The organism is Bradyrhizobium lablabi, assembly GCF_001440475.1.
Classification (GTDB): domain Bacteria; phylum Pseudomonadota; class Alphaproteobacteria; order Rhizobiales; family Xanthobacteraceae; genus Bradyrhizobium; species Bradyrhizobium lablabi.
This window is the reverse complement of the sequence record NZ_LLYB01000034.1, coordinates 89,986-114,019: the sequence shown is the minus strand read 5'-3', so window position 1 is coordinate 114,019 and position 24,034 is coordinate 89,986. Positions and strand designations below refer to the sequence as shown.

General features: G+C 61.1%; 26 protein-coding genes and 2 pseudogenes. 13 read left to right on the top strand and 15 right to left on the bottom strand.

From position 1 onward, the window contains the following. Nucleotides 1-699: 699 nt before the first annotated feature. From CQ14_RS45170 to CQ14_RS48015, 3 genes and pseudogenes are all read left to right on the top strand, one after another. Nucleotides 700-960 (top strand): PEP-CTERM sorting domain-containing protein (locus tag CQ14_RS45170; protein WP_156434638.1); only part of this gene is annotated, 261 nt, incomplete at its 5' end. 376 nt (nucleotides 961-1,336) lie between these two features. After that, nucleotides 1,337-1,756: a VanZ family protein gene (locus CQ14_RS01995; RefSeq protein WP_057856265.1), complete on the top strand. Its 420-nt coding sequence runs from the start codon at nucleotides 1,337-1,339 to the stop codon at nucleotides 1,754-1,756. Between the two features lie 729 nt (nucleotides 1,757-2,485). After that, nucleotides 2,486-2,587, top strand: a pseudogene (locus CQ14_RS48015) (PEPxxWA-CTERM sorting domain-containing protein); the annotation flags it as partial. Between the two features lie 85 nt (nucleotides 2,588-2,672). On the opposite strand, the gene CQ14_RS01985 reads toward CQ14_RS48015, so the two are convergent. The 9 genes from CQ14_RS01985 to CQ14_RS01945 form a co-directional block, all read right to left on the bottom strand. Then, complete coding sequence (locus tag CQ14_RS01985; protein WP_082649657.1) at nucleotides 2,673-3,293, bottom strand: prepilin peptidase; 621 nt, start codon at nucleotides 3,291-3,293, stop codon at nucleotides 2,673-2,675. Then, the gene (locus CQ14_RS01980; protein WP_156434618.1) at nucleotides 3,290-3,895 is read right to left on the bottom strand and encodes a hypothetical protein; all 606 of its coding nucleotides are present in this window, start codon (nucleotides 3,893-3,895) and stop codon (nucleotides 3,290-3,292) included. Before CQ14_RS01980 ends, CQ14_RS01985 begins: the two co-directional genes overlap by 4 nt. A 5-nt stretch (nucleotides 3,896-3,900) precedes the next feature. After that, nucleotides 3,901-4,506 (bottom strand): type II secretion system protein GspM, encoded by a 606-nt coding sequence (gene gspM, locus CQ14_RS01975; RefSeq protein WP_057856262.1) that lies wholly within the window; start codon nucleotides 4,504-4,506, stop codon nucleotides 3,901-3,903. Then, complete coding sequence (locus CQ14_RS01970; RefSeq protein WP_199805413.1) at nucleotides 4,503-5,621, bottom strand: PilN domain-containing protein; 1,119 nt, start codon at nucleotides 5,619-5,621, stop codon at nucleotides 4,503-4,505. Before CQ14_RS01970 ends, gspM begins: the two co-directional genes overlap by 4 nt. A 325-nt stretch (nucleotides 5,622-5,946) precedes the next feature. After that, entirely contained in the window at nucleotides 5,947-6,588 is a 642-nt protein-coding gene (locus CQ14_RS01965; RefSeq protein WP_057856260.1) for a prepilin-type N-terminal cleavage/methylation domain-containing protein, read from the bottom strand. Further along, nucleotides 6,588-7,031 carry a type IV pilus modification PilV family protein gene (locus CQ14_RS01960; protein ID WP_057856259.1) on the bottom strand — a complete coding sequence of 148 codons (444 nt, stop codon included), beginning with the start codon at nucleotides 7,029-7,031 and terminating at the stop codon, nucleotides 6,588-6,590. The genes CQ14_RS01965 and CQ14_RS01960 overlap by 1 nt, the downstream gene beginning before the upstream one ends. Next, nucleotides 7,031-7,471, bottom strand: a complete 441-nt coding sequence (locus CQ14_RS01955; RefSeq protein WP_057856258.1) for a GspH/FimT family pseudopilin — start codon at nucleotides 7,469-7,471, stop codon at nucleotides 7,031-7,033. Before CQ14_RS01955 ends, CQ14_RS01960 begins: the two co-directional genes overlap by 1 nt. Further along, the gene (locus CQ14_RS01950) at nucleotides 7,468-8,733 is read right to left on the bottom strand and encodes a type II secretion system F family protein (RefSeq protein ID WP_057856257.1); all 1,266 of its coding nucleotides are present in this window, start codon (nucleotides 8,731-8,733) and stop codon (nucleotides 7,468-7,470) included. The genes CQ14_RS01955 and CQ14_RS01950 overlap by 4 nt, the downstream gene beginning before the upstream one ends. A gap of 15 nt (nucleotides 8,734-8,748) precedes the next feature. Continuing rightward, nucleotides 8,749-10,530 carry a GspE/PulE family protein gene (locus CQ14_RS01945; protein WP_082649654.1) on the bottom strand — a complete coding sequence of 594 codons (1,782 nt, stop codon included), beginning with the start codon at nucleotides 10,528-10,530 and terminating at the stop codon, nucleotides 8,749-8,751. 111 nt (nucleotides 10,531-10,641) lie between these two features. On the opposite strand from CQ14_RS01945, the gene CQ14_RS01940 reads away from it, so the two are divergent. From CQ14_RS01940 to CQ14_RS01920, 5 genes and pseudogenes are all read left to right on the top strand, one after another. Beyond that, nucleotides 10,642-11,550: a type II secretion system protein GspK gene (locus CQ14_RS01940; protein ID WP_057856256.1), complete on the top strand. Its 909-nt coding sequence runs from the start codon at nucleotides 10,642-10,644 to the stop codon at nucleotides 11,548-11,550. Between the two features lie 546 nt (nucleotides 11,551-12,096). After that, complete coding sequence (locus CQ14_RS01935; RefSeq protein ID WP_057856255.1) at nucleotides 12,097-12,306, top strand: hypothetical protein; 210 nt, start codon at nucleotides 12,097-12,099, stop codon at nucleotides 12,304-12,306. Nucleotides 12,307-12,560: 254 nt separating this feature from the next. Further along, entirely contained in the window at nucleotides 12,561-12,965 is a 405-nt protein-coding gene (locus tag CQ14_RS01930; protein ID WP_057856254.1) for a hypothetical protein, read from the top strand. Nucleotides 12,966-13,388: 423 nt separating this feature from the next. Beyond that, nucleotides 13,389-13,835: pseudogene (locus CQ14_RS45510) on the top strand (winged helix-turn-helix domain-containing protein); the annotation flags it as partial. Between the two features lie 435 nt (nucleotides 13,836-14,270). Beyond that, on the top strand, nucleotides 14,271-14,450 hold the full coding sequence (locus CQ14_RS01920; RefSeq protein ID WP_347337106.1) for a hypothetical protein: 180 nt from the start codon (nucleotides 14,271-14,273) through the stop codon (nucleotides 14,448-14,450). A gap of 130 nt (nucleotides 14,451-14,580) precedes the next feature. Here the strand turns inward: CQ14_RS01920 and CQ14_RS01915 are convergent, their stop codons facing one another. Both CQ14_RS01915 and gspD read right to left on the bottom strand, forming a co-directional pair. Next, nucleotides 14,581-15,039, bottom strand: a complete 459-nt coding sequence (locus tag CQ14_RS01915) for a hypothetical protein (protein WP_156434617.1) — start codon at nucleotides 15,037-15,039, stop codon at nucleotides 14,581-14,583. Beyond that, nucleotides 15,036-17,186, bottom strand: coding sequence for a type II secretion system secretin GspD (gene gspD, locus CQ14_RS01910; protein WP_057856251.1), 2,151 nt, complete (start codon nucleotides 17,184-17,186; stop codon nucleotides 15,036-15,038). Before gspD ends, CQ14_RS01915 begins: the two co-directional genes overlap by 4 nt. A gap of 451 nt (nucleotides 17,187-17,637) precedes the next feature. Between gspD and CQ14_RS43125 the strand changes: the two genes are divergently transcribed. Next, entirely contained in the window at nucleotides 17,638-17,805 is a 168-nt protein-coding gene (locus CQ14_RS43125) for a hypothetical protein (protein WP_156434616.1), read from the top strand. 17 nt (nucleotides 17,806-17,822) lie between these two features. On the opposite strand, the gene CQ14_RS01905 is transcribed toward CQ14_RS43125, so the two are convergent. After that, on the bottom strand, nucleotides 17,823-18,023 hold the full coding sequence (locus CQ14_RS01905) for a hypothetical protein (protein WP_057856250.1): 201 nt from the start codon (nucleotides 18,021-18,023) through the stop codon (nucleotides 17,823-17,825). A gap of 480 nt (nucleotides 18,024-18,503) precedes the next feature. Between CQ14_RS01905 and rfbF the strand changes: the two genes are divergently transcribed. Genes rfbF through CQ14_RS01885 form a run of 4 tightly spaced genes read left to right on the top strand, consistent with a single transcriptional unit; the run spans nucleotide 18,504 to nucleotide 21,842 of the window. Further along, nucleotides 18,504-19,274, top strand: coding sequence for a glucose-1-phosphate cytidylyltransferase (gene rfbF / locus CQ14_RS01900; protein WP_057856249.1), 771 nt, complete (start codon nucleotides 18,504-18,506; stop codon nucleotides 19,272-19,274). 14 nt (nucleotides 19,275-19,288) lie between these two features. Continuing rightward, on the top strand, nucleotides 19,289-20,332 hold the full coding sequence (locus tag CQ14_RS01895) for an NAD-dependent epimerase/dehydratase family protein (RefSeq protein ID WP_057856416.1): 1,044 nt from the start codon (nucleotides 19,289-19,291) through the stop codon (nucleotides 20,330-20,332). 20 nt (nucleotides 20,333-20,352) lie between these two features. After that, nucleotides 20,353-20,919, top strand: coding sequence for a dTDP-4-dehydrorhamnose 3,5-epimerase (rfbC, locus tag CQ14_RS01890; protein WP_057856248.1), 567 nt, complete (start codon nucleotides 20,353-20,355; stop codon nucleotides 20,917-20,919). Next, on the top strand, nucleotides 20,916-21,842 hold the full coding sequence (locus CQ14_RS01885; protein WP_057856247.1) for an NAD-dependent epimerase/dehydratase family protein: 927 nt from the start codon (nucleotides 20,916-20,918) through the stop codon (nucleotides 21,840-21,842). Before rfbC ends, CQ14_RS01885 begins: the two co-directional genes overlap by 4 nt. 46 nt (nucleotides 21,843-21,888) lie before the next feature. On the opposite strand, the gene CQ14_RS01880 is transcribed toward CQ14_RS01885, so the two are convergent. The 3 genes from CQ14_RS01880 to CQ14_RS01870 form a co-directional block, all read right to left on the bottom strand. After that, a complete protein-coding gene (locus CQ14_RS01880) occupies nucleotides 21,889-22,131 on the bottom strand; it encodes a hypothetical protein (RefSeq protein ID WP_057856246.1) in 243 nt (80 codons plus the stop codon). Nucleotides 22,132-22,169: 38 nt separating this feature from the next. After that, the gene (locus CQ14_RS01875; protein WP_245320122.1) at nucleotides 22,170-22,562 is read right to left on the bottom strand and encodes an H-NS histone family protein; all 393 of its coding nucleotides are present in this window, start codon (nucleotides 22,560-22,562) and stop codon (nucleotides 22,170-22,172) included. A 284-nt stretch (nucleotides 22,563-22,846) separates the two neighbouring features. Then, the coding region (locus CQ14_RS01870; RefSeq protein ID WP_245320121.1) for an undecaprenyl-phosphate glucose phosphotransferase at nucleotides 22,847-24,034 on the bottom strand (1,188 nt) is incomplete at its 5' end.

Below are 24,034 nucleotides of genomic sequence, written 5' to 3'. Positions count from 1 at the left end.
AGGGCGGCGATCGCAGGGTGAATAACGTTAATTGCGCCTTGAAAAAGGATCGAAATTTTGAATAGTGTGTATTTTGAGATGGGNTTTTTCTCGAAAGATATTAGTCTGCAATCGGCTGGTTGAGTTGAACTGAGGTNGATAAAACACCGAAACTGGCTCCACGTTCAAAAAATGGGCAAAAATGCCTAAAGAACGGATAGGCGAATGATTGGAATTTCATACGCCGCGGTTGACTTGGCTTGAATTCGCAGATATTAATATCTTATTAAATTCCAGGAGAGATAAAATGAATAAGCTGCTCAAATTTACTGGCGCTGCATTAATTGGCGTTCTTCTTCAGAGCGGCGCCTCGCAGGCGAATGTGCTGCTAAATGGCGGATTTGAAACAGGAAATTTCTCGGGCTGGACGGTGAATACCGGCGGTGAGGGCACCTACCCTCAGGTTGTCATTGCCTATAATCAAGGTGGCGCTTATCCCACCGGCGCGTTCGGGGAACCGATCCCCACCGCGCCCAATGGTGGCAATTATGGCGCTTATTTTGTTTCGGACCACACCAACGAGTCGATCTCCCAGGCAATCAGCCTGACGCAGGGTCAGAGCTACCAGGTCAGCTTCGAAGTCTACTCCCCCAACAATGGTCGGCGNTAACGCATTCGATGCCACCCTCCAGTCGAGTGTAGACGGCGTGCTTTCCCCANCTTTTCACTGCCAAGACATTGGCGAGCGGATGGACCGTCTATTCGGCCATTTTCTCGGCTAGCTCCGGACCCTATACTTTCTCGCTGAATTTCCACGGACAGGGCGTGCCCGCGGGAGATTTTGTGGTCGATAACGCGTCGGTGGCGGCTGTCCCCGAGGCGTCGACCTGGGCGATGATGATCATGGGCTTTGTCGGCGTTGGCTTTCTGGCCTATCGTCGCCGTGAAACTTCGAAGAAGATCGGCTTTCGTCTCGCTTGACGATCTCAGCCGTATCTGAGTTGGAAGCCGCCCGATCGGGCGGCTTCTTTTTTGCCCAACAGCCTGGCTGGCGAGGTGAATTTAAATTTCTGATCACGCGCCGCATTTAATTAATCGATATTAAAAATTCCGATTCTAATTGACGCGACAAGGGAACGGCAAAATTCGAGCCGCCCCCTACATTTTCGAATCAGAACCGCCAGCCAGTAAACGCACGGACCCGTTTGGGTGAAAATTACTTGGCGAGCGCAAAGCCCTGTGCACCACCGCATGCTCCGAAGGAACAGCCAGCGTTCCTGCGGTCGAGCGTGGGGCTCGACAGCCGAGACGCGATAAGGTTATGCAGCCCAAATCATTCGCACGAAAGCGATCGCCAATGCGCAAGTCCGGTATGAACCGGAATCTCGTCACCAGGCTAATGCCGGTAGCGGCATGGATCGCGGTCATCGTGATTGCCTACGCCACGCTGACGCATGTCGGCTTTGTCTATTCAATCTATTTCAAGCTCGCGCCGTACCTGATGCGGCCGGCGATGCAGACCTATGCCCATTTCGAGCACGTGATCGCGTTCGCCATCCTCGGCGCCCTGTTCGGGTTCGCCTACCCTCGGCGCCTGATTCTTGTTTGCTGCATCGTGTTCGGCGCCGCGGTGCTGCTCGAGATATTGCAGACCACGACACCGGACCGGCACGGCACGTTGATCGATGCGTTTGAGAAAATAGCAGGCGGCGCGGCTGGTATCCTATTTGCGAGAACTGCTCGGCAGTTATGGCCTGCCAAGGACAAGTCATCCTGAGATTAGCAGCCGGCTTGATTTAATCCCCAAGGCGGCCGACCACATGCCGATTCCGCAATGCGAAACAAGTAGGCCGATTCGCGTGCAACGAAGTGTTATCCCCACCGAAGATTGACTCTAATTAAAATAACGTGTTTAAGGAAAATACAACCAATAATAAATGGGGGGGGTATTATGCGGTTTTCGTCGCTGGGCTTGATCGGTCTGGGGGCCGCGCTGGCGTTGACGTCGTTTGTCAGCTCCGCCTCGGCGGTCGTCACGTTTAATCAGAATCTGGCGTCGGGCTGGACCCAGGGGAGCGGCACCAGCAACGGCCATTTCACAGTCGACAGCGAGGACAATGGGGTGGAGCTCGGATTGCGTGCTTCGCTTCGATTTATCGGTCCGATCACGCCAACCGGAAATCTGTACATCGCCCCAGCGGGTAACTCGTCCGGCAAGGCGCTGTGGAACTTCGAGTTCTCGGTCAATCCCGGCTCGCTGACAGGCACCCATTCGCTGCTGACGATTACCGGTCCCGGAGGATCATTGGCGTTCGATCCTATTATAATCGGGGACAATACGCCGATCGGCGGCCCGCTCTATCAGAACAGCGAGAATCTCGGCTTCGCCTTTCTGGGCGGCCCGATCAATTTCAATCCGAATGTTTCCGGCGTCTACACGTTCGACCTCAAGCTCTTTAGCGCGGAAAACCGGCAACTGGCCGACGTCTCGATACAGGTCAACGCCGTTCCCGAGCCATCGACCTGGGCGATGTTGATCCTGGGCTTCGCCGGCGTCGGCTTCATGGCCTATCGCCGGAAATCGCGGCCGGCCGCGTTGGCCGCCTGATCCCATCTTCCTCAATGAAGCGAAGGGCCGCCTTCGGGCGGCTTTTCTATTGCCCCCACTACGGCTCGATAAAAGACGCCTGGCTCTAAGCGGCCTGCTGTCCCAACACCCAGATCCACCAGAGGCCGATGGCGAGGTGCGGGCCGAACGAGATCGCCTGCTTGCGATCCAGCTCATGCCCTTCCGATCTCAGAATCAGCAAGCTGGCCAACGCAGACACTACCGCGATCAGCAGCAGGCCCGGAATTCCTTCCACGCCGATCCAAAGGGTGCCCGCCGCGACAAATTTCACGTCACCGAAACCCAGGCCGTCATGGCCGCGCAGCCAGCGATAACAGGCGCGGAACAGGGCCGCGGCGGCGAAGACCAGCGTGGCCTCCAACCCACGTGACCAGACGTCTGCCGAGCCCCACAGATAGGTCTGTAGCGCGCCGCCTGCGGCCAGCGCCAGCACCATGCTGTCTGGAATAATGCCGTAGCGGCCGTCTATGGCGCATACAGAGGCCAACAGCACGACAAGGTAGCAGCCGGCCAAGGCCGGCGATGTCCAGCCAGGATCGCCTGCAAGGCCGATGGCGAGCCAGATCGCGCCGGCGATCAGGCCCCATGCCACGACAATGTATTGCCGCCCGGACGGCTGCCACGCCAGCGTGTCGCCGAAAAAGCGGCCGGTACGGTCGCAGGTCTTTCGGAGCGCGCGAATCATCTCCCGCTCGCATTCAGGGGAACGGTCAGCTTCTCGCCCTGCCCCTCCAACACGACCTGCTCCGGTGTAACGGCCGCGACCCGCCAGCCGTCAATTTGCTCATTGACCTGAACCCACACGCCAACCGGGTTTTGCGACGACATCAGGAACGCCTTGGCCACCCCGTCGCTCATGAACACCCCTTTCAGGGTAATTCCGGAATCCAATGCCGCCGCCATCGGCGGTGGCGCGGAGGCCGGCTCCGCCGCCACGAGAACCTGCCGGTTCCGCGAGAACAGCGGGCGCTGCAGGATATTCTCAAAGCCTCCTGCGGAGGCGCGGGCGCCGGCGGCCTTGACGGCCGAGCCGCGGCCGCCAAGCCATGTGGGAGCCGTGACCGTCGAGAGCTCGAGGGAAATCACCGCGCTGAACGTTGCCACCGCGGCCAGCCCGATGAGGGCCGCAAAGCCGATGATGAGGACACGCTTCGCAGGCCGCAGCGCCACCAATTCGCTTCGGCCGGGCAGCTCGGCCCGCCCAAGCATGGCCGCGAGCTGCGAGCTTACGAATTGCCGCGGCGAGCCGCTCATGCCCGCCAGCCGGAGCTGAACCATCTGCGCCAACGACGTCATGGCGTCCGCTCCACCACGGTCGAACGGCGGCCGGCTTGCTGATCCACCGCCCGGTCACCGGGCGGTTGCGAACCGTCCCGGATCGCGCCCTGAACCCTGAGCTCCGCCCTGATCGGACCGTCCTCCCCGTCCGCCAGGCTGCGGAACGAGGCAGAGGAGACAAACAACAGCGGCGTCTGATTCTCGATCGCAAAGATCATGTCCCGAACGGTCTTCAACGGCCCTTCGAGCTCGACGCTGACGGCGATCATGGACAGCGACTGGGCCCGGCCATTCTGCAATCCCCGTATCGCGAGCAGATTGACACCGGCGTTCGCGGCCATCGACTTCAGGCTGGCCTGCAGATCGGCACTGGCAACGCGCTCTTCAGTGCCGGGAAGGAAAGGATCGCCTGTTCGCCCGACGCTGCCGGCCGACTTCTTTGCCGTGCGCGTCACATTCTGGAAATGCGCAAGCTGTGCCGCATGGTCGGAAATCTCTTCGCTCCTGACGGCGAAGTGCCCCAGGATTGGTGCAACGAGGAAGATGAGAACGAAGAGGATCGCGGCGGCGTTGAATGCCAGGAACGGCGTTGCGCGCGTCAGTTTCAGATTCTGAATCATGGCACGGCCCGGGATCTTGCGGCCGGCCGCGCCGCACGGGCGCCACGCAGCTTGAACAGGATGCTGAAGCGATCCTTGCGCTCGTTCGCGTCAGTCGTGATCGCAGACGTCAGCGTCGCGCCGGAAAACAGCGGCGACCGGTCGATGATACGAACCAGACCTGCGGCATCAGCTGAAAAGCCCGAAAGCGTCACCGTGCCGTCGGCGATGCGGGTTTCCGTCAGAAAAGTATGATCGGGCAGAATGCGCGACAGCTCGTCCCACACGGCGAGAACACCGCTGTCGGCTTTCATCGCGAACAGGCGCGCGGCGGGATCCATTCCGTCGCGGCCGCTTTGAGCCGATTGCCGCGCCTCGATGAGCGCCGTCTCCAGCGCGGCGGCAACGCTGGCCTGCCGCCATTCGAAGACGACCAGCCCAAGCAGGACGGCCCCGAGGGCCGCGACCGCCAGCAGCCGGACCGCGCGCTGCGCCCACGCCGGGTCTTCGTCGCTCACAGTGCGGAACGTGATCACGGGAACGGTCTCACCGCCGGCATCCGTCACCGCCAGGCAGTCGACATCCCGCGATGCCAGACCGAGTTCCGACAAGGCGGCCTCAGCGCGATCGCGCCGGATGATCCAATGACACATCGGCACGACGCCGTCCGCTTCCTCTCCAACGGCGGTTGCTGCGTGCCAGATGTCCGCAAGCTGGAACGGGGTTCGCCGCAAGATGTCCTGCTCGAGGATTCTGGGCAGGGCACCGAAAGCGGCCCTGGGCACGCTCAACTCGCGCAGAAAGAAAAGCTCGCGCGAAATCACCGGTGCGACCGTCACGGCATCCCGCGAAACGCCCTGTTCGGTGAGCCACTGTTCGAGTGCGGCCACGCTGAAGTGAGATAAGGGAATCCGGATTTCCGCCGGACCGGCGGCAGACGCCAAGCGGCACGTGACGCCGTCGCCATCCCGCCAAAGCGTCATGATCGGTCTCGCCTCGCCGGCAGCCCATTCGCGCCAGTGCGCGGGAACCGCATCGCGCAGACCCGCCAGCCACCATTGCGCAAAGCTGCTGCCCCACGCCGCGAGGACGTGGAGGCCACCGGCTTGAGGTGCGGGCAGATCGGCGACAGGCATGATCGTCACTTCCCGGATCGGGACATTCGATTCGAATGGACGAAGCCTATTTACTAATTCTTTACGAAGGGTAACGAGCGGCCCTGGAGCATGATGAGATCGGGTCCGGCCCAATGCTGTGTTGACCCGCCCAAACAAAAATATCGAAAACAACCCCATGCAAAGTAGCCGTCAAGGGCCTGGCAGGCGATCGACTGACCTGGTCCTTGGGCCCTAGCCCGGTCGTGTAAGGCTTCGGCCGCACCTCACAGCCCGCTTTAACTGCATTCAGTTATCGGCTCATCTCGTTATTCGGGCACGATGTTCCGAAAAAATCGGTGAGGCATTAGCCCTGACGCAGCGCCACGATGGTGGCGGGCTCATTGCGCCGTTCGTCCTCGAATTCGATCCGGATCGAAACCAGATCCGGCAGCCGCTCGGCGCGAATCCAGTCGGTCCGCCAGGCCGGCTTGACCTTGGCGTCCACGGTACCGAAATATCCCACGCGAATTTCGCGCACGCCGCTGAGCACCACGACGCGGGTTGGGGATGGCTCGGAGCCCTCCTTCGATCGGACTCCGGGAACGGCGACAAAATCAACGACGATATCGCTGCCGCTTCGCCGCAGCACGATCTTGTGCGGCCCACCCCGTAGCGACCGCCCCTCGCTCAATCCGACGAACGAGATCACCTCGCCGCGGCCATCGAACCCGATCGCGTCCTTTGGACCTGCCCCGTCAAACCGGACCGGCAGCGCCGACCCGACCAGCGCCGCCACGGTCTGGATCGCGGCACTGGTTTCGCTTCCGATTTCGCTGGCGCGATCGGCGCCGAAGGCCCGCCGGGCCATCGACAATCCGCCGGCCAGGAAGCCGGTCAAGATCGCCAGAATGGCGAGCGACAGCAGCAGCTCGATCAGCGTCAGCCCCTGCTCACCTCTTCTGCGGGCAGCGACGCGAGAAATCAGCCGGCTATTCACCGCCCGCATCATTGTCTCGCCTCTGCCACAAGCTTCAATGCCGCAAGTTTCGTGGCGGTGCCGTCCGGCGCCTCGACGGCGACTTCAACCCAGAACGACCGCAGTGCGCCATTTGCAGGCGCCGGCCGTGCGCCTTGCGGCGCGCGCGCATAGTCGGCGGAACGAACTTCCGTCACCGTCTGCCGCCACCGGAATTTGTTCGCGACCAGCCCTTCGCGGGTGCCCGCCACGAGCGTCTCGGAAATGCCGGCGGCTTCGAGACGGGACTGCGCAACGCGCAGCGCGGTACGATAGACCTGCGTGCGCGCGTCGGAACGCATCGCCACCACGACGCCGGTCGATATCGCGCCTAGCCCCAGCGCCAGGATGACGAAGGCGACGAGGATTTCGAGCAGCGCAAATCCGCGCTCGCCCTTGCGCTTTGCCAGTATCCGTCTGGATCGCGCGCCCATCACTGGATCAATCGCGGTTCGCCCGTCAGCCAGTTGACGGCGATCCGCGCCGACCGCCCGTCCAGCGTCAGCGCGATCTCGCCGCCGGACGACTGGCCGTCCGGATAGAATCTGATGCCGCCCGTGTCGCCGGAACGTTCCGTCTCGGCAACCACCACCGCGCCAGCCATTCCGCGCGGCAGCGCGTGCATGGAGTTCTGCAAGCCGAACCGGCCGCTCTCGACGTCGATGCGGAACAGCGTTTCGGCATTGCTCGACATCGCCTGCGCGCGGGCGAGCTGAAGCGTCGCCGTGACGGAGCGGGCCGTGACGGCGACACGCGTTGCCGCGGCCTTCGGTTTCGCGGACAGCGTGCCAGCGAGAACAAGGGCGATGATGCCGATGACCACGAGCAGTTCGGCCAGCGTGAACCCGGCTGAGGATGGCGCAGGGCGCTTCATTGGAATGCGAGATTGTTGATCGACAGCACCGCACTCATCACATGCATGATGAGCCCGCCGATGCCGCCGCCGATCAGAAGCGTCAAAGCCGGCGTCAGCAGGCCGACCATGCGTTCGATGCGCCGCTGCAGGTCGGCCTCGATCACGGTGGCCACCTGAATGAGCATGGGGCCGAGCTGACCGGACTCCTCGCCGACAGCAACGAGCCGAAGCGATGCGGGTGGTAACAGGCCGTCACTATCGAAGGCGCGATGCAGCGGCGTGCCTTCCGGAACACGCTTGATGGCATTCCCGTAGAGCGCATTCAGATGCCGGTTGGTGACGAGCGCACGCGCGGTCTGCATCGCCGACATCAACGGCACCCGTGCAACGAGCAGCGTGCCGAGCGCACGCGCAAAGCCGCCGGCCTCTCGGCTTTGCACGATCCGACCAACCACTGGCAGCGAGCATTTCAACCGGTCTGCGCCAAGCATGATCTCGGGGTTTTGTTTCGCCCTGCCCCATGCCACGAAACCCGCCGCGCCGCAAAGCGCGGCCACGAGCAGAACGATCAGCCAATTGTCCTGAACTTCCTCGAAGAAATGCAGGATGCCCGGCAGCGGAAGGCCGGCGTCGGTGAAGATCGGAGAGATGCTGGGTATCAGCACGAAGACGATGACGACGACCGAGACCAGCGACATCAGGATCAGGACCATCGGATAGACCAGCGCCGACGTGATCTTGTTGCGGATCTCAAGCCGGCGCGCCAACAGCTCGGCGATCTGCGTCAACACCTGCCCGGTGCCCCCTCCGGCTTCGCCGGCGGCCAGAATGGCGCGGTAGTCCGAGGGAAACACGTCCGCCCGCTGCGCCATCGCTTCCGAGAGCTGCAATCCGGCCAGCACGTCCTTGAGAAGCCCGTTGGCAAGACGCGCGGTTTTCGGCGCAGCGCCCGGCCCCGCGATGATGCGGAATGCGGCATCGAGCGTCAGTCCGGAATTGATCAGCGAAGCCAGCTCAACCGTAAAGGCCGTCAGTTCCTTCAGGCTGAACCGGTTTGACTGAACGACCTCCCGCTTCCAGACCGACGTTTCCGTCTCTTGCGGCGACGCGGATGGCTGGCTCGCGCGTGCTGGCGCATGGTCGGCGACGCCATGGGTTTCGAACGGCGTAAGCCCCGCGCCATAGAGCGCATCGATCGCCGCATCGACGCCCTCAGCAACGATCGTTCCTGCCGTGATCGCACCTCGCGCCGTGTAAGCCTTGTAGTGAAAGGTCGCCAAGGGCCCGTTCTCCCTTTAGGCTGCGCGGGTGACGCGAAGAACTTCTTCGAGCGAAGTCTCGCCGGCCCCGACCTTCATGAGGCCATCCTCATACAGCGTGTGAAAGCCTGCTTCGCGCGCAAGCTGCTCGACCGTGCGCTGGTCCTGGCTCCTTCTGCCGATGGCTTCGCGAACGCTGTCGTCGATGATCAACAGTTCCGATATCGTGGTACGGCCGCTATAGCCGGTGTTGCCGCAGGCCTCGCAGCCAACCGACTGCCGGCTGTGCGACCAATCCACTTGCGGATGGCCCGCTATCGCCATCTTGAGCTTGCCGTGCGCCCGTTCGCTCTCGCTATGCGGTCGCGAGCACGCCGGACAGAGTTTTCTGACCAGGCGCTGCGCCATCACGCCAGCGATCGTCGAAGCGAGAAGGTAACGCTCCAGGCCGATGTCGATCAGGCGCGTGATCGCGGCGATCGCGCTGTTGGTGTGCAGGGTCGAGAACACCAGATGGCCGGTCAGCGCCGCCTGGATCGCGATGCGCGCGGTTTCGAGGTCGCGGATTTCGCCGATCATGACGATGTCCGGGTCCTGGCGCAGGATCGAGCGAAGCGCGGTCGGGAAGTCGAGACCGATCTGGGGCTGGACCTGAATCTGGTTGATTCCGGAGAGCTGGTATTCGATCGGATCTTCCACCGTGAACAGTTTCAGTTCGGGCCGATTGAGATCCTTCAGCGCGGTATAGAGCGTCGTCGTCTTGCCACTGCCGGTCGGGCCGGTGACCAGAATGATGCCGTTCGGAAGCGCCATCAGGCGCTGGAGAGATCCTTGCGTCTTGCCGTCGAGCCCGAGCTTGGTGAAATCCAGCTCCACCCGGGTGCGGTCGAGGATTCGCATCACGACGCTTTCGCCGAACGCCGTCGGCAAGGTCGAGACACGGATATCGATCTCGACGCCGCGCACCACCGTCTTGATGCGGCCGTCCTGCGGCAGCCGCCGCTCGGCGATATCAAGCTTGGCCATGATCTTCATGCGCGTCGTCAATGCGGCACGCAGCGCCGCCGGCACGACACGCTCCTGCTGCAAGAATCCGTCGATACGGTATCGCACGGCGACGGCATCGCGACCGGGTTCGACATGCACGTCGGAAGCGCCACGTTCGACGGCTCTTGCAATGATCTGATTCACCAGCCGAATGACCGGTGCCTCATTGGCGATATCGCGCAGGCGCTCGACGTCGAATTCGCTGCCGTCATTGCCGGGAAGCGCGATGCCGTCGGTTTCCTCAGGCTGCATCTCGGGCGCCGCGTCCTGATACAGCGTCCGCAAGGCGCGCTCGATTTCCGCCGGCGCGATCACAGCGAGATCGACGCGCACGTCGAGCATGTAGCTGATGGCCTTGACGGACTCATCGACAAAGGGATCGGCGGTGGCGATCAACAGGCGCCGCCCGTCAAACGAGATCGGCAGGATCCGGTTGGTCTTGAGGAAGGCGAGCTGCAGGCGGTCGGCCAGAACCGGCCGTGCCGGCAAATCCGCCGGCCCGATCAGCGGCAGGCCGCAATAGGTGGCGTAGGCCAGACAGAGGTCGGCCTCGGAAATCAGACCGAGCTTGACCAGCACGAGGTCGAAGCGCTCGGAGGCGGCGTCAGCGGCTCGCCGGGACCGGCCGATGGCGGCGGCATCGACCAGATCCTTGCCGACCAGAACATCGGAGAATGCCTGGGCGAAGCCGGCGTCCTTTGGTCCCGGCGGTTCAATGGCCCGGCTCAGGGGCACAGCCGGGCGCAGCAATTCCTGGATATCGAATGACATTCGCGCGCTCGGCAAGTCTCACGGGATTTTCCGTCGTCGCGATTCTAGGAGGTTTTGATTAACCAAAGCTTTGACGCTTTGTTTGCCATTCCTGCGTAAAAATCGGCCGCCATGGCAGACCGGGCACGAACGAACCGATTTTCCGTCCCCGGCCGGCCGGAATGCCCTGCCCTGCGCCGCCGCAAGGCCAGCCAATCGGGCTTCGCGCTGGTCGCGGTGATCTGGACCTTGGGCCTGATCACGCTGCTCGGAATGGCCGTCATCGTCGGTGCCCGTTACCGCACCAAGACCTCGTCGAACTACGCTTCGGTGGCCGCCGCCGAGATGGCCGCGGAAAGCGCCGTCAACCTGGTAATTGCCGCGGCGCTGGCCCCAACGCCCGAGCAAGCCGTTAATTTTCCGCTTCGGTGCCGGCTGCCCGGCGGCGAACGCGCCACCATCACGGTCGAGGAAGAGACCGGGAAGATCGACCTGAACACGGCGAGCCCGGCCGCGCTGACGCGCTTCTTCACCGCACTCACGGGCGATCAGTCGAGAGGCAGCCGCATCGTGTCGCAGATCATCGAATTCCGCAAACCCAAGGCGCAGAGCACGCCAGGCGCGAGACCCAATGAAGCACGCTTCACCACCGTGATGCAGCTCGATCAGATCGACGGCATGTCGCCCCTTCTGTTTCGGGCGGCGCTTCGCCATGTCACGGTTCGCTCCGGCCGGCCCGAGCCCGACATGGAAGCCGCCTCTCCTGCGACACTGAGGTTGCTGAATGTCGAGCCGAAGCAGGTGGCCGGCAAGCGGGGCCTGCCCACAGGCGGCAGCATAACCATCCGCGCGGATATCAGCGCCTCGGACGGCACCCGCTTCATACGCGAGGCGCTGGTCTCGCTGGAAGGCGGCAACGGGCGTCCCTTCGTCATTCGCGAATGGCGACGCGGCGATATCGATTCATCAAGCACGCGGCACGAAAGCGCCCAGGGCACGGGACGTGCGTGCCTGCGTGTTCGCGATGCGGCGGCAAGCTGAGCTTCCACATCGACGATGAAGCTGCAACTAGGGCGCGGACCCATTAGCCCACAACCAAATTCGGATTGATGCGAGGCGCCGGTCGTCAACACGGGGAATGCCACGCGGCTTGTTCGGAAGGAACGGCCTGATGGCAACCAATTCAAAGTCCGTCAGTTCATCCCGCATGATTCGAGGCCCCGATTTGAGCGCTTGAATCACGTCCGAACCGATGCCTTCACCTGGCAAAATCGGACAACCGGCATTTCCGAGATTAACCCCTAACCGGACATGCTGGGGACATGCCAAAATCGACGCGAATGACCCGAAGCCGAAGTCCACAGTTTGGTGACTTTGACCTAAGCTATTAACTCGTCCAGAAGGCATTTTCTGCCATTAAGTGGGGGGTCTCTGACTGACCGAGGTTCTGCAATGAAGGTCTACCTGATAGAGGCGTCAGGGACTTGGCCTTCATCCGATCGCCCTGGCCTCTATCGGCGCTGTATACGAAAATGCTTGAGGCCAAATGCCGATTACTAGCTGAACGTTTGATCGCGGAGTCTCAAAATGGATGCTGCAACCGCCCAAAAACTTATAGCGTTAGCGATTTCCATAGACAAAACGATTGGGGCTATATTGGATGAGGTCGAAAATATCAGCGACGATCAAGAACGGACGTGCTACAAGCGCGCAATCGAGGATATAATGGGCTATGTTGCGCGGGACCTAATTTTTCCTATTGTTGATCAGCACCCACAGCTAGATGCTGATAAATGAATTGGACGTTCGCAAACTGCCCTTGCACCTCCGAAAGACCAACCTCGCTCGACTACTGGCGCGCCGGATCGACGGCATTTTCGTCAGCCCCTTTGAGCAAGGCGAGAGCGGACCTGACGATCTGAGTGGTCGGACCGCCGCTTGTGACCCAAAGCGGCCATTCTGCAAATGCTCAGGATTTCGCAATCGCTCGGTAACCTTCAGACCGTATTGGTTCTCGCCGCCCGGCACAACGATCCAACCACGCCCCTCAAATGAGAACGCATCTCGAATTCGTCTCCACAGCGTTTCCGCCTGAGCCTGGCGAGGATGAACAGGTCAATCCCGGGCTGTATGGAAAACGACTGGCAGAGTTTTTGTCGGAGGAGCTGCCGCGCCACGGGTTCGCGGTTTCGCGCGTGGGTCCGGAGGATTGGGGGTGGCGGATCGATCTCGAAAATCCTGCTTTTCCCGTCTGGGTCGGATGCGGCAATTACCAGAAATGCGAGAACTGCTTCCTGTGTTTCATCGAACCTTCGCGTCCTTTCGTTCGACGGCTACTGAGGAAGATCCCAACAACCGACACGGTCGAACGTCTTGCCGCAGCTCTGCAGATGATTTTGGAGCAGAGCGGCAAGGCGCAGCAGATGCGTTGGTGGAGCGGAACGCGAGATAACTAGCTGACCGAAACGCCAGTCGAAGCCATCGCAGCCGACAGTCCAAAGGTCTGCTCTTAGGCCCTTAACCGACCTGCCGTACGAATGTCCGCCTTCAAGGGTAAAACAGAAACGCATGTGGAGCCGCGCGATGTCGCCTTTTGACAACGGAAGCCGCGCCCTACGCCGTGCAACGGCTTTTATGGCTTGCTGTTTTCCCTGAGATCATTGGCTCGTTTCACCTCATGCGCGAGATTATCCAGCCAAATTATGTCGTTGATCGTGCTCATTCGGGCCTCTCGAGGGTGCTGCACCATTCAAGGCGGCAGGAGATCGGCAGGCGTGCTTGATCAGCAGCTTACATTTTCCTCACCAGAAGCTTATTCTTGGACTACCCGGCCGACGGCCGGGCCGTGAAATCGCCCCTCATCCAAGGGATCACGCGCCTTGCGCTATCTCTTCGAGGACTACGCATTCGACACCAACCTGCGCGAGCTGTATCGCGGAGCGGACGTCGTCTCTGTCACGCCACAGGTATTCGATTTGCTGGAATACTTGATCCGCCACAGGGCGCGCGTTGTTAGCAAAGACGACCTCATTAACGCTATCTGGAACGGGCGCAGCGTGTCCGATGCAGCGCTGACGACCCGCCTGAATGTCGCCCGGAACGCGATTGGCGATTCGGGCGGCGAACAGCGCCTCATCAAAACCCTGCCGCGCAGAGGCTTCCGTTTCATTGGACAAGTGCGGGCAGCGCAAGAGCCCTCGGGCGTAGCAGGCTACGATAGCCCTATAGAACCACCGAAGGCCACTCTGCCGCTTCCGGATAAACCTTCGGTCGCCGTTCTCTCCTTCAACCTGAGCGGCGATCCCGAGCAGGAATACTTCGCGGACGTTCTGACCGGATCGCCAGCGCGGGAGCGAAAGGAACGGTCACCTCGCGAGATCGACCAGAAGGTAGTCAAGGCGGCACTTGCCTATGAGAAATGGAGGCGCGACACCGAGAGCCGAAAGGAAGAGGCGGCGAGGGAAAATGCCCGCCAGCGTCGCGAGCGGGCCATTGAGAAAGTTCAGGCCGCGCTTGATAAGGCCGAGCGGGAGCATACCCGTAGGGTTGATGTCATCGAGACCGAGCGCGCCGACATCGAAGCACGGGCACAGGCTGAAGACGCACGCTGGCACAAGCAGAAGAGCGAGCTGGAAAAGGCATTGCGTCGCGCCCGTAGCTCATCGAAAGAACGTTGATGAAATACTCCGAAGCTCGACCCTACGCTGATCCCGAGAGGGCCGCGCGCCCGCATCGTTGAGATCGCCAGCACCGTCGAGCCGGTGCAGGACGGGCGCCTCCACGTCGAGCTGATCAACGGCCCGTTTTTGTTCAAGGACAAGGGCAGCTCGGCCGAATACGGCGCGGGCATGGCGCTCGCCATCGAGCGCGGCTGGCTGACGATGCATGAGAGCGGCACTTATGTGCGTTTCACACCGGCCGGTGCTGATCTGTTCGCGTAGCGTCAGCCCCCACGCTGTCGATGTCGGTTTTTGGCCCTTTCGGACCTCACGCAATATAAGACTTGAGTCCGGAATGCGCACCAAAGCGGACGTCCGCCGAGCACTCTGATTTTATGGGTTCACGCCCTAGCTAGCCCTTTGAATTGAGCACGACCGGCGGTGGCATGGGAGGTACAGGTGGAGGCGGTGGCGGACGTACCGAGCCTTCGAGCTTCAGCCGCTCCTCGACAACGGCGGGGCCCGGCTCCATCACGGTGCAGCCCTTGTAGCGCTGCAGATCCGCCAGCGCGTCGAGCCGCCTGCGTTCATCGATGAGCTGCTTGGGCGCATCGAGCGGATAACGCTCGTAGCCGTAGCCCGCCAGCGGCCCCACGGCGAGCCAATATTCCAGCCGGGCGGCACGGCGCGCCGCATAACGGAAGGACGCCGCGATGCCGCTGCAGCTCATGGATTCATCGACCGGCAGGACCGCATAGGGCGGCGGCGGTTCGACGATCGGATAGGCATAGGTCACGCAGCCGGCCAGCGAGCAAACCAGGCTCGCCGACAGCGAGAAATTCCTCAAACAGGTTGCGGCTCGCTTCCTCACTGTGACGTTATCCGCTGAAAGGTGTTGGCTGGCGTACGCTCGCGCGACGTCGTATGCGGCATGTAGACATGCATCTTGCGTCGGTACTCTTCGGTCACAAGACGGCTTTCGGTGCCGTCGCGGACCACCTTGGGCGTGATCAGGATGACGAGCTCGGTCTTCTGAACCTGATCGCCCCGGTTGGAGAACGCGGCGCCGAGCCCGGGGATGTCGCCGAGCAGCGGAATCTGGTTGCTGGTCTTGCTGGCCTGTTCCTGGATCATGCCGCCGAGCGCGAGGACCTCACCATCATTGACAACGACGGTGGTCTTGACGCGGCGCTGCTGGATGGTCGGCGAGTCGATGCCCGATGACGTGGTCTTAACCACCGCGCTGACTTCCTGCTCGATCTCGAGCTGCACCCTGCCGCTCTCGTTGATGCGCGGCGTCACCGAAAGGATCACGCCGGTGTCCTGCATGGTGATCGAATTGACGATCGCCGTTTGCGCCGTCACGACGCTGGTCGCGGTCTGCGTGGTGATCGGCACCTGATCGCCGATCTGCAAGCGTGCCGTCTTGTTGTCGAGAACCATCAGCGAAGGTGTCGAAATGACGTTGACGCGCGTGAGCGCGTTCAGTGCGCTGAGCGTCGACGCTATGCTGGCGGCGTTGACGGCATAGTTGAAGCCGGGGAAGACGGATGCCACGCCGCCGGTCAGCGCGTTCGAGAACGAGGCGGTCGGCGTGCCCTTCTTCGAAAGCTGCCATTGCACGCCATATTGCAGCTTGTCGTTAAGCGTCACTTCCGCAATGACGGCTTCGATCAGGACCTGGCTGGCGACGACATCCAGCCCCTGGATCACGCGCAGCACGCGCTGGTAATCCCGGTCATTGGCCATGATGAGGAGCGAGTTCTTGGTCTCGTCGGCCACGATCTTGAGCGGCGGTTCGCCGTCCGGTGCACTGCCGCCGGACGACGGAAGTCGCTCCGTCGGATCCGCCGTCAGTGCATCCGGCTCGTTGTTCAGCGCGCGCTGCAGGCTCTGCAGATCATTGTTGCCGGGATTGACCCCGCCCCGGAGCAGGCCGGCCGCGGCGTTCTGATCCATATCCGTCACCGAGCCGCCCGGTCCGGGCGACCTGGCCGAGCTTGCCGAGAAGCTGGCCTGCCTCGACCGCGGTGAAACGCTGCGCGTCGGCTGCTTCACCACTTTCATTTCGTTCGAGAACATCGACTGCAGCACGCTGGCTAGCTCGGCGACAGGCCGGTTCTGCACCTGATAGACGTGAAGCTGCCGCTCGGAGCCGGCGGCCTTGGCATCGAGCCGCCTGATCCAGGTCTGCGCCCGCGGCAGGTAGCTCGGCTGCGATGTCACGACCAGAATGGCGCCAAGCCGGGTGTTGGCGATGAATCGCACGCGCCCCTTGAGCGGCCCTTCCTTTTCGGCCGCGAAGATCGCCTTCAATTCGTCGACCATCTTTTCCGGCTGCGAGGTTTTCACCGGAACGACGGCGAACGACATGCCCTTCATGACATCGACATCGAACACCGAAATCGAGTCGAGCATGCTTTCGATCTCCGCCGGAGAGCCCTTCAGCGCGAGAATGTTGCGCTGGTCGTCAGCCTGCACGATGGCGCCCTTCGGAACCATCGGCTCGAGCACGCGGGCGACTTCGGTGGCGGAAACGTATTTCAGGGAAACCACGCGAATGCCGTTGCCGGCAATCGCGCTGTCGGCGGGACCGTCGCCGGTCGCGATCGCGCCCGTTGCCGCCTGGTCGGCCGGCGCAATGCGGTAGGTGCCGCGGCTTTGCACCAGCACCGCGCCGATCGGCACCAGCGCGGTCTGGAACATCTCCAGCGCCTCGGCCTTGCTGACCGGGCGCGTCGTCTGCACCGAAATCACTCCGTCGACGCGGGGATCGACGACGTAGTTCACGCCGATCATGTCGCCGAGGACGGTCTTGGCGGCTTGCTGAAGCGGAACGCTCGCCAGATTGAGAACCACGTTCCCGTCGGCGCCGGCGGCCTTCCGCTTCGAATAGGTCCCGCCGATCATGCTGCCGCTGCCGCCGTCCATGACGGCAACCGCCTGCGATGAGGGTGACGGAAGCGGCACCGCGCCGGTCGGACCGCCGGCCTGGGCATAGGTTTCTTCCAGAGACACCGGCTGCCCAGAAGTCAATCTGGGTTGCGATACCGTCGTCAGGGGCGTTGCGATGGGGGTGGTGCAGCCCGACACAACGAGTGTGGCCGCCCAGCAGGCGGCTAATCTCGTCGCACGGCTACGAGAAAACGACAAAGGAAAAACCCCCCAAATAAACTTCGCGCCCTGAAATAAATTGGCGCGTAAATAATCGGTAAAACATCATGGTTAATCGACAGTAAATCGGGTTCGCGCTACGGGAGAGACGCGAAGCTGCGACGCCTCGAAAGCAGCCTTTGCGGCGAGAAAAATCAGGGGTTCGATGGGTCCGTTTCGGACCGATTAATATTCACCCAAGGTAGAGTAAATATCACTGATTTGACTTGGGCGAGCGCTGGGGGCGCTGGCTGGATCAGGACGAAGCTGCTACATTTAATTCCGGCCTTTTGAGCCTGGATGCAGGGATGACGGTATGACGAACCTTGTCGCAGCTCCCGTGAGCGAGACCTTCTCGATCGTTGGAACGTGCATCAACTGCACCGCTCCGGCCAGTCTGCTGGCGACGATGACCATCATCGCCATCGGCGTTGCGCTGGCACTTCGCGCCGAGCGTCGCAGTGGCACGTCCCGCAGCGCCTGAGCGATCGGCCAAAACCATCAACCGCGGTCGTCGGGCTCGTATTCGATGAACTTCTTGTAGATCCAGCGCCTGCCGTCGTGCCGGCGCCATACCTTGCCCCACAACAGCCGCCCGGTAATCGAGCGTCTCGGCACCATGACCGTCCAGAGATGCCAGGTGTCCGCCCACGCCCGCTCCGGGCTGAACGACGTGCTCTGGAACGGATTGTAGCGGTTCATCGGATTAACTCCGGCACGGAAGTGCTGGTCGCGCTGGCGGCGGCGTGTTCACATCTCAACTTGTCTGGAACGAAGAGAAGCCACCGCGGCGGTAATGCATTCGAGTTTGCGCCGGAGCTCGCACACTTCCCGATATTTTTTCGCGAGATCATCGGGCCGAGCCCGCGATTTACGCTTTGTGACAACCTTCTGTTGCGGGCGATTTCGCTTCATGCTTCATCATAGCTCCGTCCATGATCGGTTCAATTAAAGCCGCAGATTAAGCTAACCCATCAACCTTACTTGGCTGCGTTCAACCTCAACGCGCATGGTCTCGGCAATCGATTTATCAGTCATTACCGCAGGGGAACCCATAAATTGACGGGCGAAATCAAATAAACCATTCTGCCACGAAATGACGGCATGGCCTCGCGCCGCTTCCCCATTTCATGTAGTGATACCGGTAAACCTATTAATCTCAACGAATTGAATGGCAAATTAATGCGCGCTGTATTGCTGGCTGGTGGCCTGGGAACCCGGTTTGCCGAGGAAACCGACGTTCGTCCCAAGCCGATGATCGAAATCGGCGGCAAGCCGATCCTGTGGCACATCATGAAGATCTACTCGAGCCACGGCATCAACGACTTCATCATCTGCCTTGGCTACAAGGGCTACGTCATCAAGGAATATTTTTCCAACTACTTCCTGCATCAGTCGAACGTCACGTTCGACCTTCGCGAAAACAGGATGGAGGTTCTGCAGAAGCACGCCGAGCCGTGGCGGGTGACGTTGATCGACACCGGCGAAGAAACCATGATCGGCGGCCGCATCAAGCGGATCCTGCCCTACATCGGCGATGACGATGCGTTCTGCCTGACCTACGGCGACGGCGTGGCCGATATCGACATCACCGAAAGCATCGCTTTTCATCGTCGCGAGGGACGGCTTGCGACCGTGACCGGCACGCAGCCGCCCGGCCGCTTTGGCGCCATCAACCATCAGGGCCCCCGCGTTACCGGCTTCCAGGAAAAGCCGCGCGGCGACGGCAACTGGATCAATGGCGGCTTCTTCGTGCTGTCGCCCAAGGTCGGCGACTACATCGAAGGCGACGCGACCGTGTGGGAAAAGGAACCGATGACGAAACTGGCGAATGAAGGCGAGCTCAGCGTGTTCCTCCACGACGGATTCTGGCACCCGATGGATACGTTGCGGGACAAGCGATATTTGGAAGATCTTTGGTCAAGCAATAAGGCTCCCTGGAAAAAATGGTAACGAAGACAGATTCCATGCGTATTCTTATTACCGGTTCGATGGGCTATGTCGGCCCCATCCTGACGCGTCACCTCCGGCAGAAATTTCCAGACGCCGAACTGATCGGCTTCGATACCGCGTTCTTTGCCCACAATCTTACCGGAACGACCAGGCTGCCCGAGTCGCTGCTTGATCGTGTGCATTTCGGCGATATCCGCAACTTTCCGCCCGAGTTGCTCGATGGCGTCGATGTCGTCGTCCATCTGGCTGCGATTTCCAATGACCCGATGGGCAAGGAATTCGAAGGCGTCACCGAAGCGATCAACGAAAAGGCCAGCGTTGCGCTTGCGGAGATGGCCGAGCAGCGCGGCGTCGGCCGTTTCGTGTTCGCCTCGAGCTGCAGTATTTACGGCGCCGCCGAAGGCCGCCCCAAACGCGAAAGCGATTCGCTCAATCCCCTCACCGCCTACGCACGGTCCAAGGTCGCAATGGAAAATGCGCTTCGCGCGAGCAATGCGGGCGAGATGACGGTCACGTGCCTGAGATTTGCGACCGCCTGCGGCATGTCGGACCGCTTGAGGCTGGATCTGGTTCTGAACGACTTTGTCGCCGGCGCGCTCGCCACCGGCGAGATCACCGTGCTCAGCGACGGCACGCCATGGCGGCCGCTGATCGACGTGGCCGACATGGCCCGGGCCATTGAATGGGCAATCGGGCGCGATGCCGACCAGGGCGGACGGGTCCTCGTGGTCAATGCCGGCAGCAACAAGGGAAATTATCAGGTCCGCGATCTGGCGGAGGTCGTGGCCGCTGAACTGCCCGGCACAAAGGTGAGCATCAACACGGCAGCGCCGCCGGATTTGCGTTCCTATCAGGTTGATTTTTCGCTGTTCGCCGAGTTGGCTCCGGCGCATCTGCCTGCGGTCCCGCTCGCCCAGTCCGTCCGAAATCTCCATGCCGGACTGAACGGCATGAAGTTCTCGGACAAGGAATTCCGCACATCCTCGCTGATGCGACTGAAGACGCTCAAGGACCACATTGCAGTGGGTCGCCTGTCCACCGATCTCCGCTGGCAATAATCCTCGAAAGGCCTGACATCGTGAAGTTTCACCCTACGCCGCTTCATGGCGCCTACACGATCGAACTTGAAAAGCGCGGTGACGATCGGGGCTTTTTCGCGCGCTTCTTTTGCCAGAAGGAATTTGAAGCGGCCGGCGTGCCGATGTCGGTTGTTCAGATCAACAACTCCCTGAGCGCGAAAGCCGGCACCCTGCGCGGGATGCACTATCAATTGGCGCCGGCCGCGGAGATCAAGGTAGTGCGCTGTATTCGCGGCGCGCTCTACGACGCCATCGTCGATCTGCGTCCGGACTCACCGACCTTCGGGAAATGGTTCGGCGTCGAGCTCACCGCGGAAAACCGAACGATGATTTTCGTTCCGCAGGGTTTTGCACACGGCCTCATGACGCTCACCGACGACACCGAGGCTTTTTATCTGGTGAACGCGTTCTATTCGCCCGAGCACGAGCGCGGCTTGCGCTTCGACGATCCACGGTTTGGCATTGAGTGGCCGCGGCAGCCGGTGGAAATTTCGGACAAGGACCGTAGCTGGCCGGACTTCGACCCTGTCTTCCATGGCATCGAATCCCTGCGAGGTCTGACGTGAGAATCCTTCTGACCGGAGGCAGCTCGTTCACCGGTCTGTGGTTTGCGCGCAGCCTTGCCGCAAAGGGCCATACCGTCGTCGCCCCCCTCAGGGGCAGCGACTATTCGGGGCTGCGCGGCAGTCGCGTTGCCGAGCTTCGCCGTGTTGCCGAGGTCATCGAGGACTGTCCCCTTGGCTCGGACCGCTTTCTCGATCTCGCCAGCACCGGCTCATGGGACCTGTTGTGTCAGCATGCGGCTCAAACAGGCGACTACCGCAATCCAGACTTCGACGTCATCGGCGCCGTCGCCGACAACACGAAAAATATTGTCGCGGTCCTGAAGAGGATGATGGATCGTGGCCCGGTGGCCGTTGTGCTCACCGGCTCGGTTTTCGAGCAGGACGAGGGTGCGGGAGACGCGCCACTCAGGGCTTTCTCGCCCTACGGACTATCGAAGGGCCTCACCTGGCAACACTATCGCTTCCTGAGCCAGACCCTGAATTTCAATCTCGGGAAGTTCGTGATCGCGAATCCCATTGGCCCTTTCGAGGAGCCGCGGTTCTGCAACTATCTGATACGCTCCTGGTTCAAGGGCGAAGTGCCGACGGTACGAACTCCCTTGTACGTGCGGGACAACATTCATGTTGATTTGCTGGCGCAAGCCTACGCAAGCTTTGCCGAGAGCGTGCCGCTGCGTCAGGGCATAGCGAAGCTCAATCCGAGCTTCTATGTCGAGAGCCAGGGCGCCTTCGCCCAACGCTTCGCTGCCGAGATGTCATCCCGCCTTGGGGTGCCCTGTCCCGTCACGTTACTGCAACAGCAGGAATTCGCCGAACCGATGGTCCGGATCAATACCGATCGGATTGACGGGGCGGAACTCGGCTGGAGCGAAGCATCCGCCTGGGACGCCGAGGCCGACTTCTACAAGCAGGCCGCAAAATAGTTGCTAACGTCACGTTCGCTCCCGGCGATGGCGTTGCAACGACCTGTTACCTGCTCTGGCAGCTCTGCCGGCAGGTTTGCGCCTGACTGTCACAGGCGCTCTGGCAGGGCGCGCCGAGCGTGGTCGGACATACGCGCTTGCAGGCATCGTTCTGGCTGGCGCAGTTGGCAAAGCAGGCATCAGTAGTAGCATCAGCCAGGCGCAATTTGCCGATCGAGACGTTGCTTTGGCCTGCGGTGGCGGTTCCAATCAGCAGCAGGGACAACGCTGCGCAGAGCGCGAGCTTCATGGAGACCTCCGATGATACGGCTCTCGCGATGACGAAACCTAAGCGCGGCGGCGGCGAGAACTTTCGCCACTGCCCTCCGGCTTGCCAATCACGAATTCCTCGATCTTGTGGCCAGTCTTTAAAGCTGCCGTAAGCCAGCGAGGCTGCTTTCCGCGGCCCGACCAGGTTTCGGAAGGCTCGTCCGGATTTCGGTATTTCGGGAATACGCGCGGGTACTTCCGGCGCTCGCGCGGCGCACTTCGCGCCTCCGCTGACTCCGGCTGTCGCATTTCCTTCTCGCGCCGAAGTTGCGCCAGCCGTTTTTCAAGCTCGCGCTTTTCCGACGTCAGCCGAACGGACAACACCTGACTGAGCTCCTCATGGAGCTGCCACAACTCGTCTACCGACATTCCATCGAAATTTGGCTTCTTGTTCATCCCGCTCGCGACCATCACGATTCGAAATGAACTATAAATCCAGCGCTGGCCCTTTCCAGCAAAATTGTAGATTCGGCGGAAAATCTCCGCGAAATGCGGATTTGCCGAGTGTCTAATCTAAGTGGTTCAAATATCTCTCAAATCGCGATCTAAGCCACGAACATTGCTTAAGACTTTCCTCAATTTTCGCAAGCGGAGCGATGCTCACTAGACCGCAGGTAGCAAAGTTCCCTTTCGCTATCAGGCCGAACCAGTCGTGTTTGGAAGGTTGCCAGCAAGCGCCTGCCACCTTGCTTCGATCAGTAAGCGTTGCGCTTGCGCAATACCTCGAAGAAGGTCTTGATCACGATCTGGATGTCCAGCCACAGGCTCCAGTTGTTGATGTACCAGAGATCTAGTTTTACGCGTTCGGAGATGTGCTCAATCGTAGGTGTGCCCCCGCGCGCTCCGTTGCATTGTGCCCAACCGGTCATGCCTGGCTTGACGTGATGCCGGAAAGCATACTCGCTCAATACCGTCTCGAAATAATTGTCATGGGCCAGCGCGTGCGGACGCGGACCGATCAGGGACATGTCTCCCTTGAGGACATTCAATAGCTGCGGCAATTCATCGATGCTTGCCGATCGCAACAGACGGCCAATGGATGTTACCCGGGGATCGTCACGCGTGGCCTGGACGACAGCAGGCCCGTTCTCCTGCACGATCATGGTGCGGAATTTGAACATCATGAACTGCTTGCCATTAAATCCCTTTCGGAACTGCCGGAAAATCACCGGCCCGGGACTGTCAAGCTTGATGGCGATCGCCGTGAGCGCCATGATGGGCAGAAAGAACACGAGCGCCAGCGATGCGATGACAATATCCATCACGCGCTTGACGAAGCGCTCCGCGGCACTGAGCGGCGCACGTTGAATTTCGATGGCCAGAACGCGCTGGCGCGCCGACGACGCATAATTCGTCAACGTCCGAACCCGGATGTCGGGCAACAGCCGTACCGCGACCGGAAGCATCTTGACGTGCTCGCGGATGAACTCCAGCCGGCCCGCGTCCTCCCACGGCACAGCGAGCATGACTTCCCGGCAATTGTTGCGCCTGACGAAGTTTGCAGCTGCGTTGATGATGTTGATGTCGGTCGACTCGCGCTTCTCGTGGTCGTCGTCCGCACTAAGCGTGAAGCGGCTGACTTCAGAAGTTCCGAAGAAGACCAGGAGATCTCGGGGCTCCAATGCGGCGATCTCCTCGAAATCGCCGATCAGCACGATGTCCCGTCGGCCGATCATGCCGCGTGACACGGCGGCCGCCAGGACCAACTTGGTGCCCTTCCTGACCGCGAGCAACCCGACCGGCGCGACAAAATAAAATACTACGAAGGCGCCGCGCGAATAATCGACGCCGATCTTGAGCAGAAACGCAAAGAACGCGAGCAGCAAGCCTGTCGTGAACCAGCAGATCAGAATTTCGCCGATCTCGACGCGCGGTTTGGCGCT

Coding starts and splice junctions, on each gene's coding strand:
- CQ14_RS01995 (WP_057856265.1), top strand. CDS start 1,337: ATGCGCAAGTCCGGTATGAACCGGAATCTCGTCACCAGGCTAATGCCG.
- CQ14_RS01985 (WP_082649657.1), bottom strand. CDS start 3,293: ATGATTCGCGCGCTCCGAAAGACCTGCGACCGTACCGGCCGCTTTTTC.
- gspM (WP_057856262.1), bottom strand. CDS start 4,506: ATGATTCAGAATCTGAAACTGACGCGCGCAACGCCGTTCCTGGCATTC.
- CQ14_RS01970 (WP_199805413.1), bottom strand. CDS start 5,621: ATGCCTGTCGCCGATCTGCCCGCACCTCAAGCCGGTGGCCTCCACGTC.
- CQ14_RS01965 (WP_057856260.1), bottom strand. CDS start 6,588: ATGCGGGCGGTGAATAGCCGGCTGATTTCTCGCGTCGCTGCCCGCAGA.
- CQ14_RS01960 (WP_057856259.1), bottom strand. CDS start 7,031: ATGGGCGCGCGATCCAGACGGATACTGGCAAAGCGCAAGGGCGAGCGC.
- CQ14_RS01955 (WP_057856258.1), bottom strand. CDS start 7,471: ATGAAGCGCCCTGCGCCATCCTCAGCCGGGTTCACGCTGGCCGAACTG.
- CQ14_RS01945 (WP_082649654.1), bottom strand. CDS start 10,530: ATGTCATTCGATATCCAGGAATTGCTGCGCCCGGCTGTGCCCCTGAGC.
- CQ14_RS01940 (WP_057856256.1), top strand. CDS start 10,642: ATGGCAGACCGGGCACGAACGAACCGATTTTCCGTCCCCGGCCGGCCG.
- CQ14_RS01935 (WP_057856255.1), top strand. CDS start 12,097: ATGGATGCTGCAACCGCCCAAAAACTTATAGCGTTAGCGATTTCCATA.
- CQ14_RS01930 (WP_057856254.1), top strand. CDS start 12,561: ATGAGAACGCATCTCGAATTCGTCTCCACAGCGTTTCCGCCTGAGCCT.
- CQ14_RS43125 (WP_156434616.1), top strand. CDS start 17,638: ATGACGAACCTTGTCGCAGCTCCCGTGAGCGAGACCTTCTCGATCGTT.
- CQ14_RS01905 (WP_057856250.1), bottom strand. CDS start 18,023: ATGAACCGCTACAATCCGTTCCAGAGCACGTCGTTCAGCCCGGAGCGG.
- rfbF (WP_057856249.1), top strand. CDS start 18,504: ATGCGCGCTGTATTGCTGGCTGGTGGCCTGGGAACCCGGTTTGCCGAG.
- CQ14_RS01895 (WP_057856416.1), top strand. CDS start 19,289: ATGCGTATTCTTATTACCGGTTCGATGGGCTATGTCGGCCCCATCCTG.
- CQ14_RS01880 (WP_057856246.1), bottom strand. CDS start 22,131: ATGAAGCTCGCGCTCTGCGCAGCGTTGTCCCTGCTGCTGATTGGAACC.
- CQ14_RS01875 (WP_245320122.1), bottom strand. CDS start 22,562: ATGGTCGCGAGCGGGATGAACAAGAAGCCAAATTTCGATGGAATGTCG.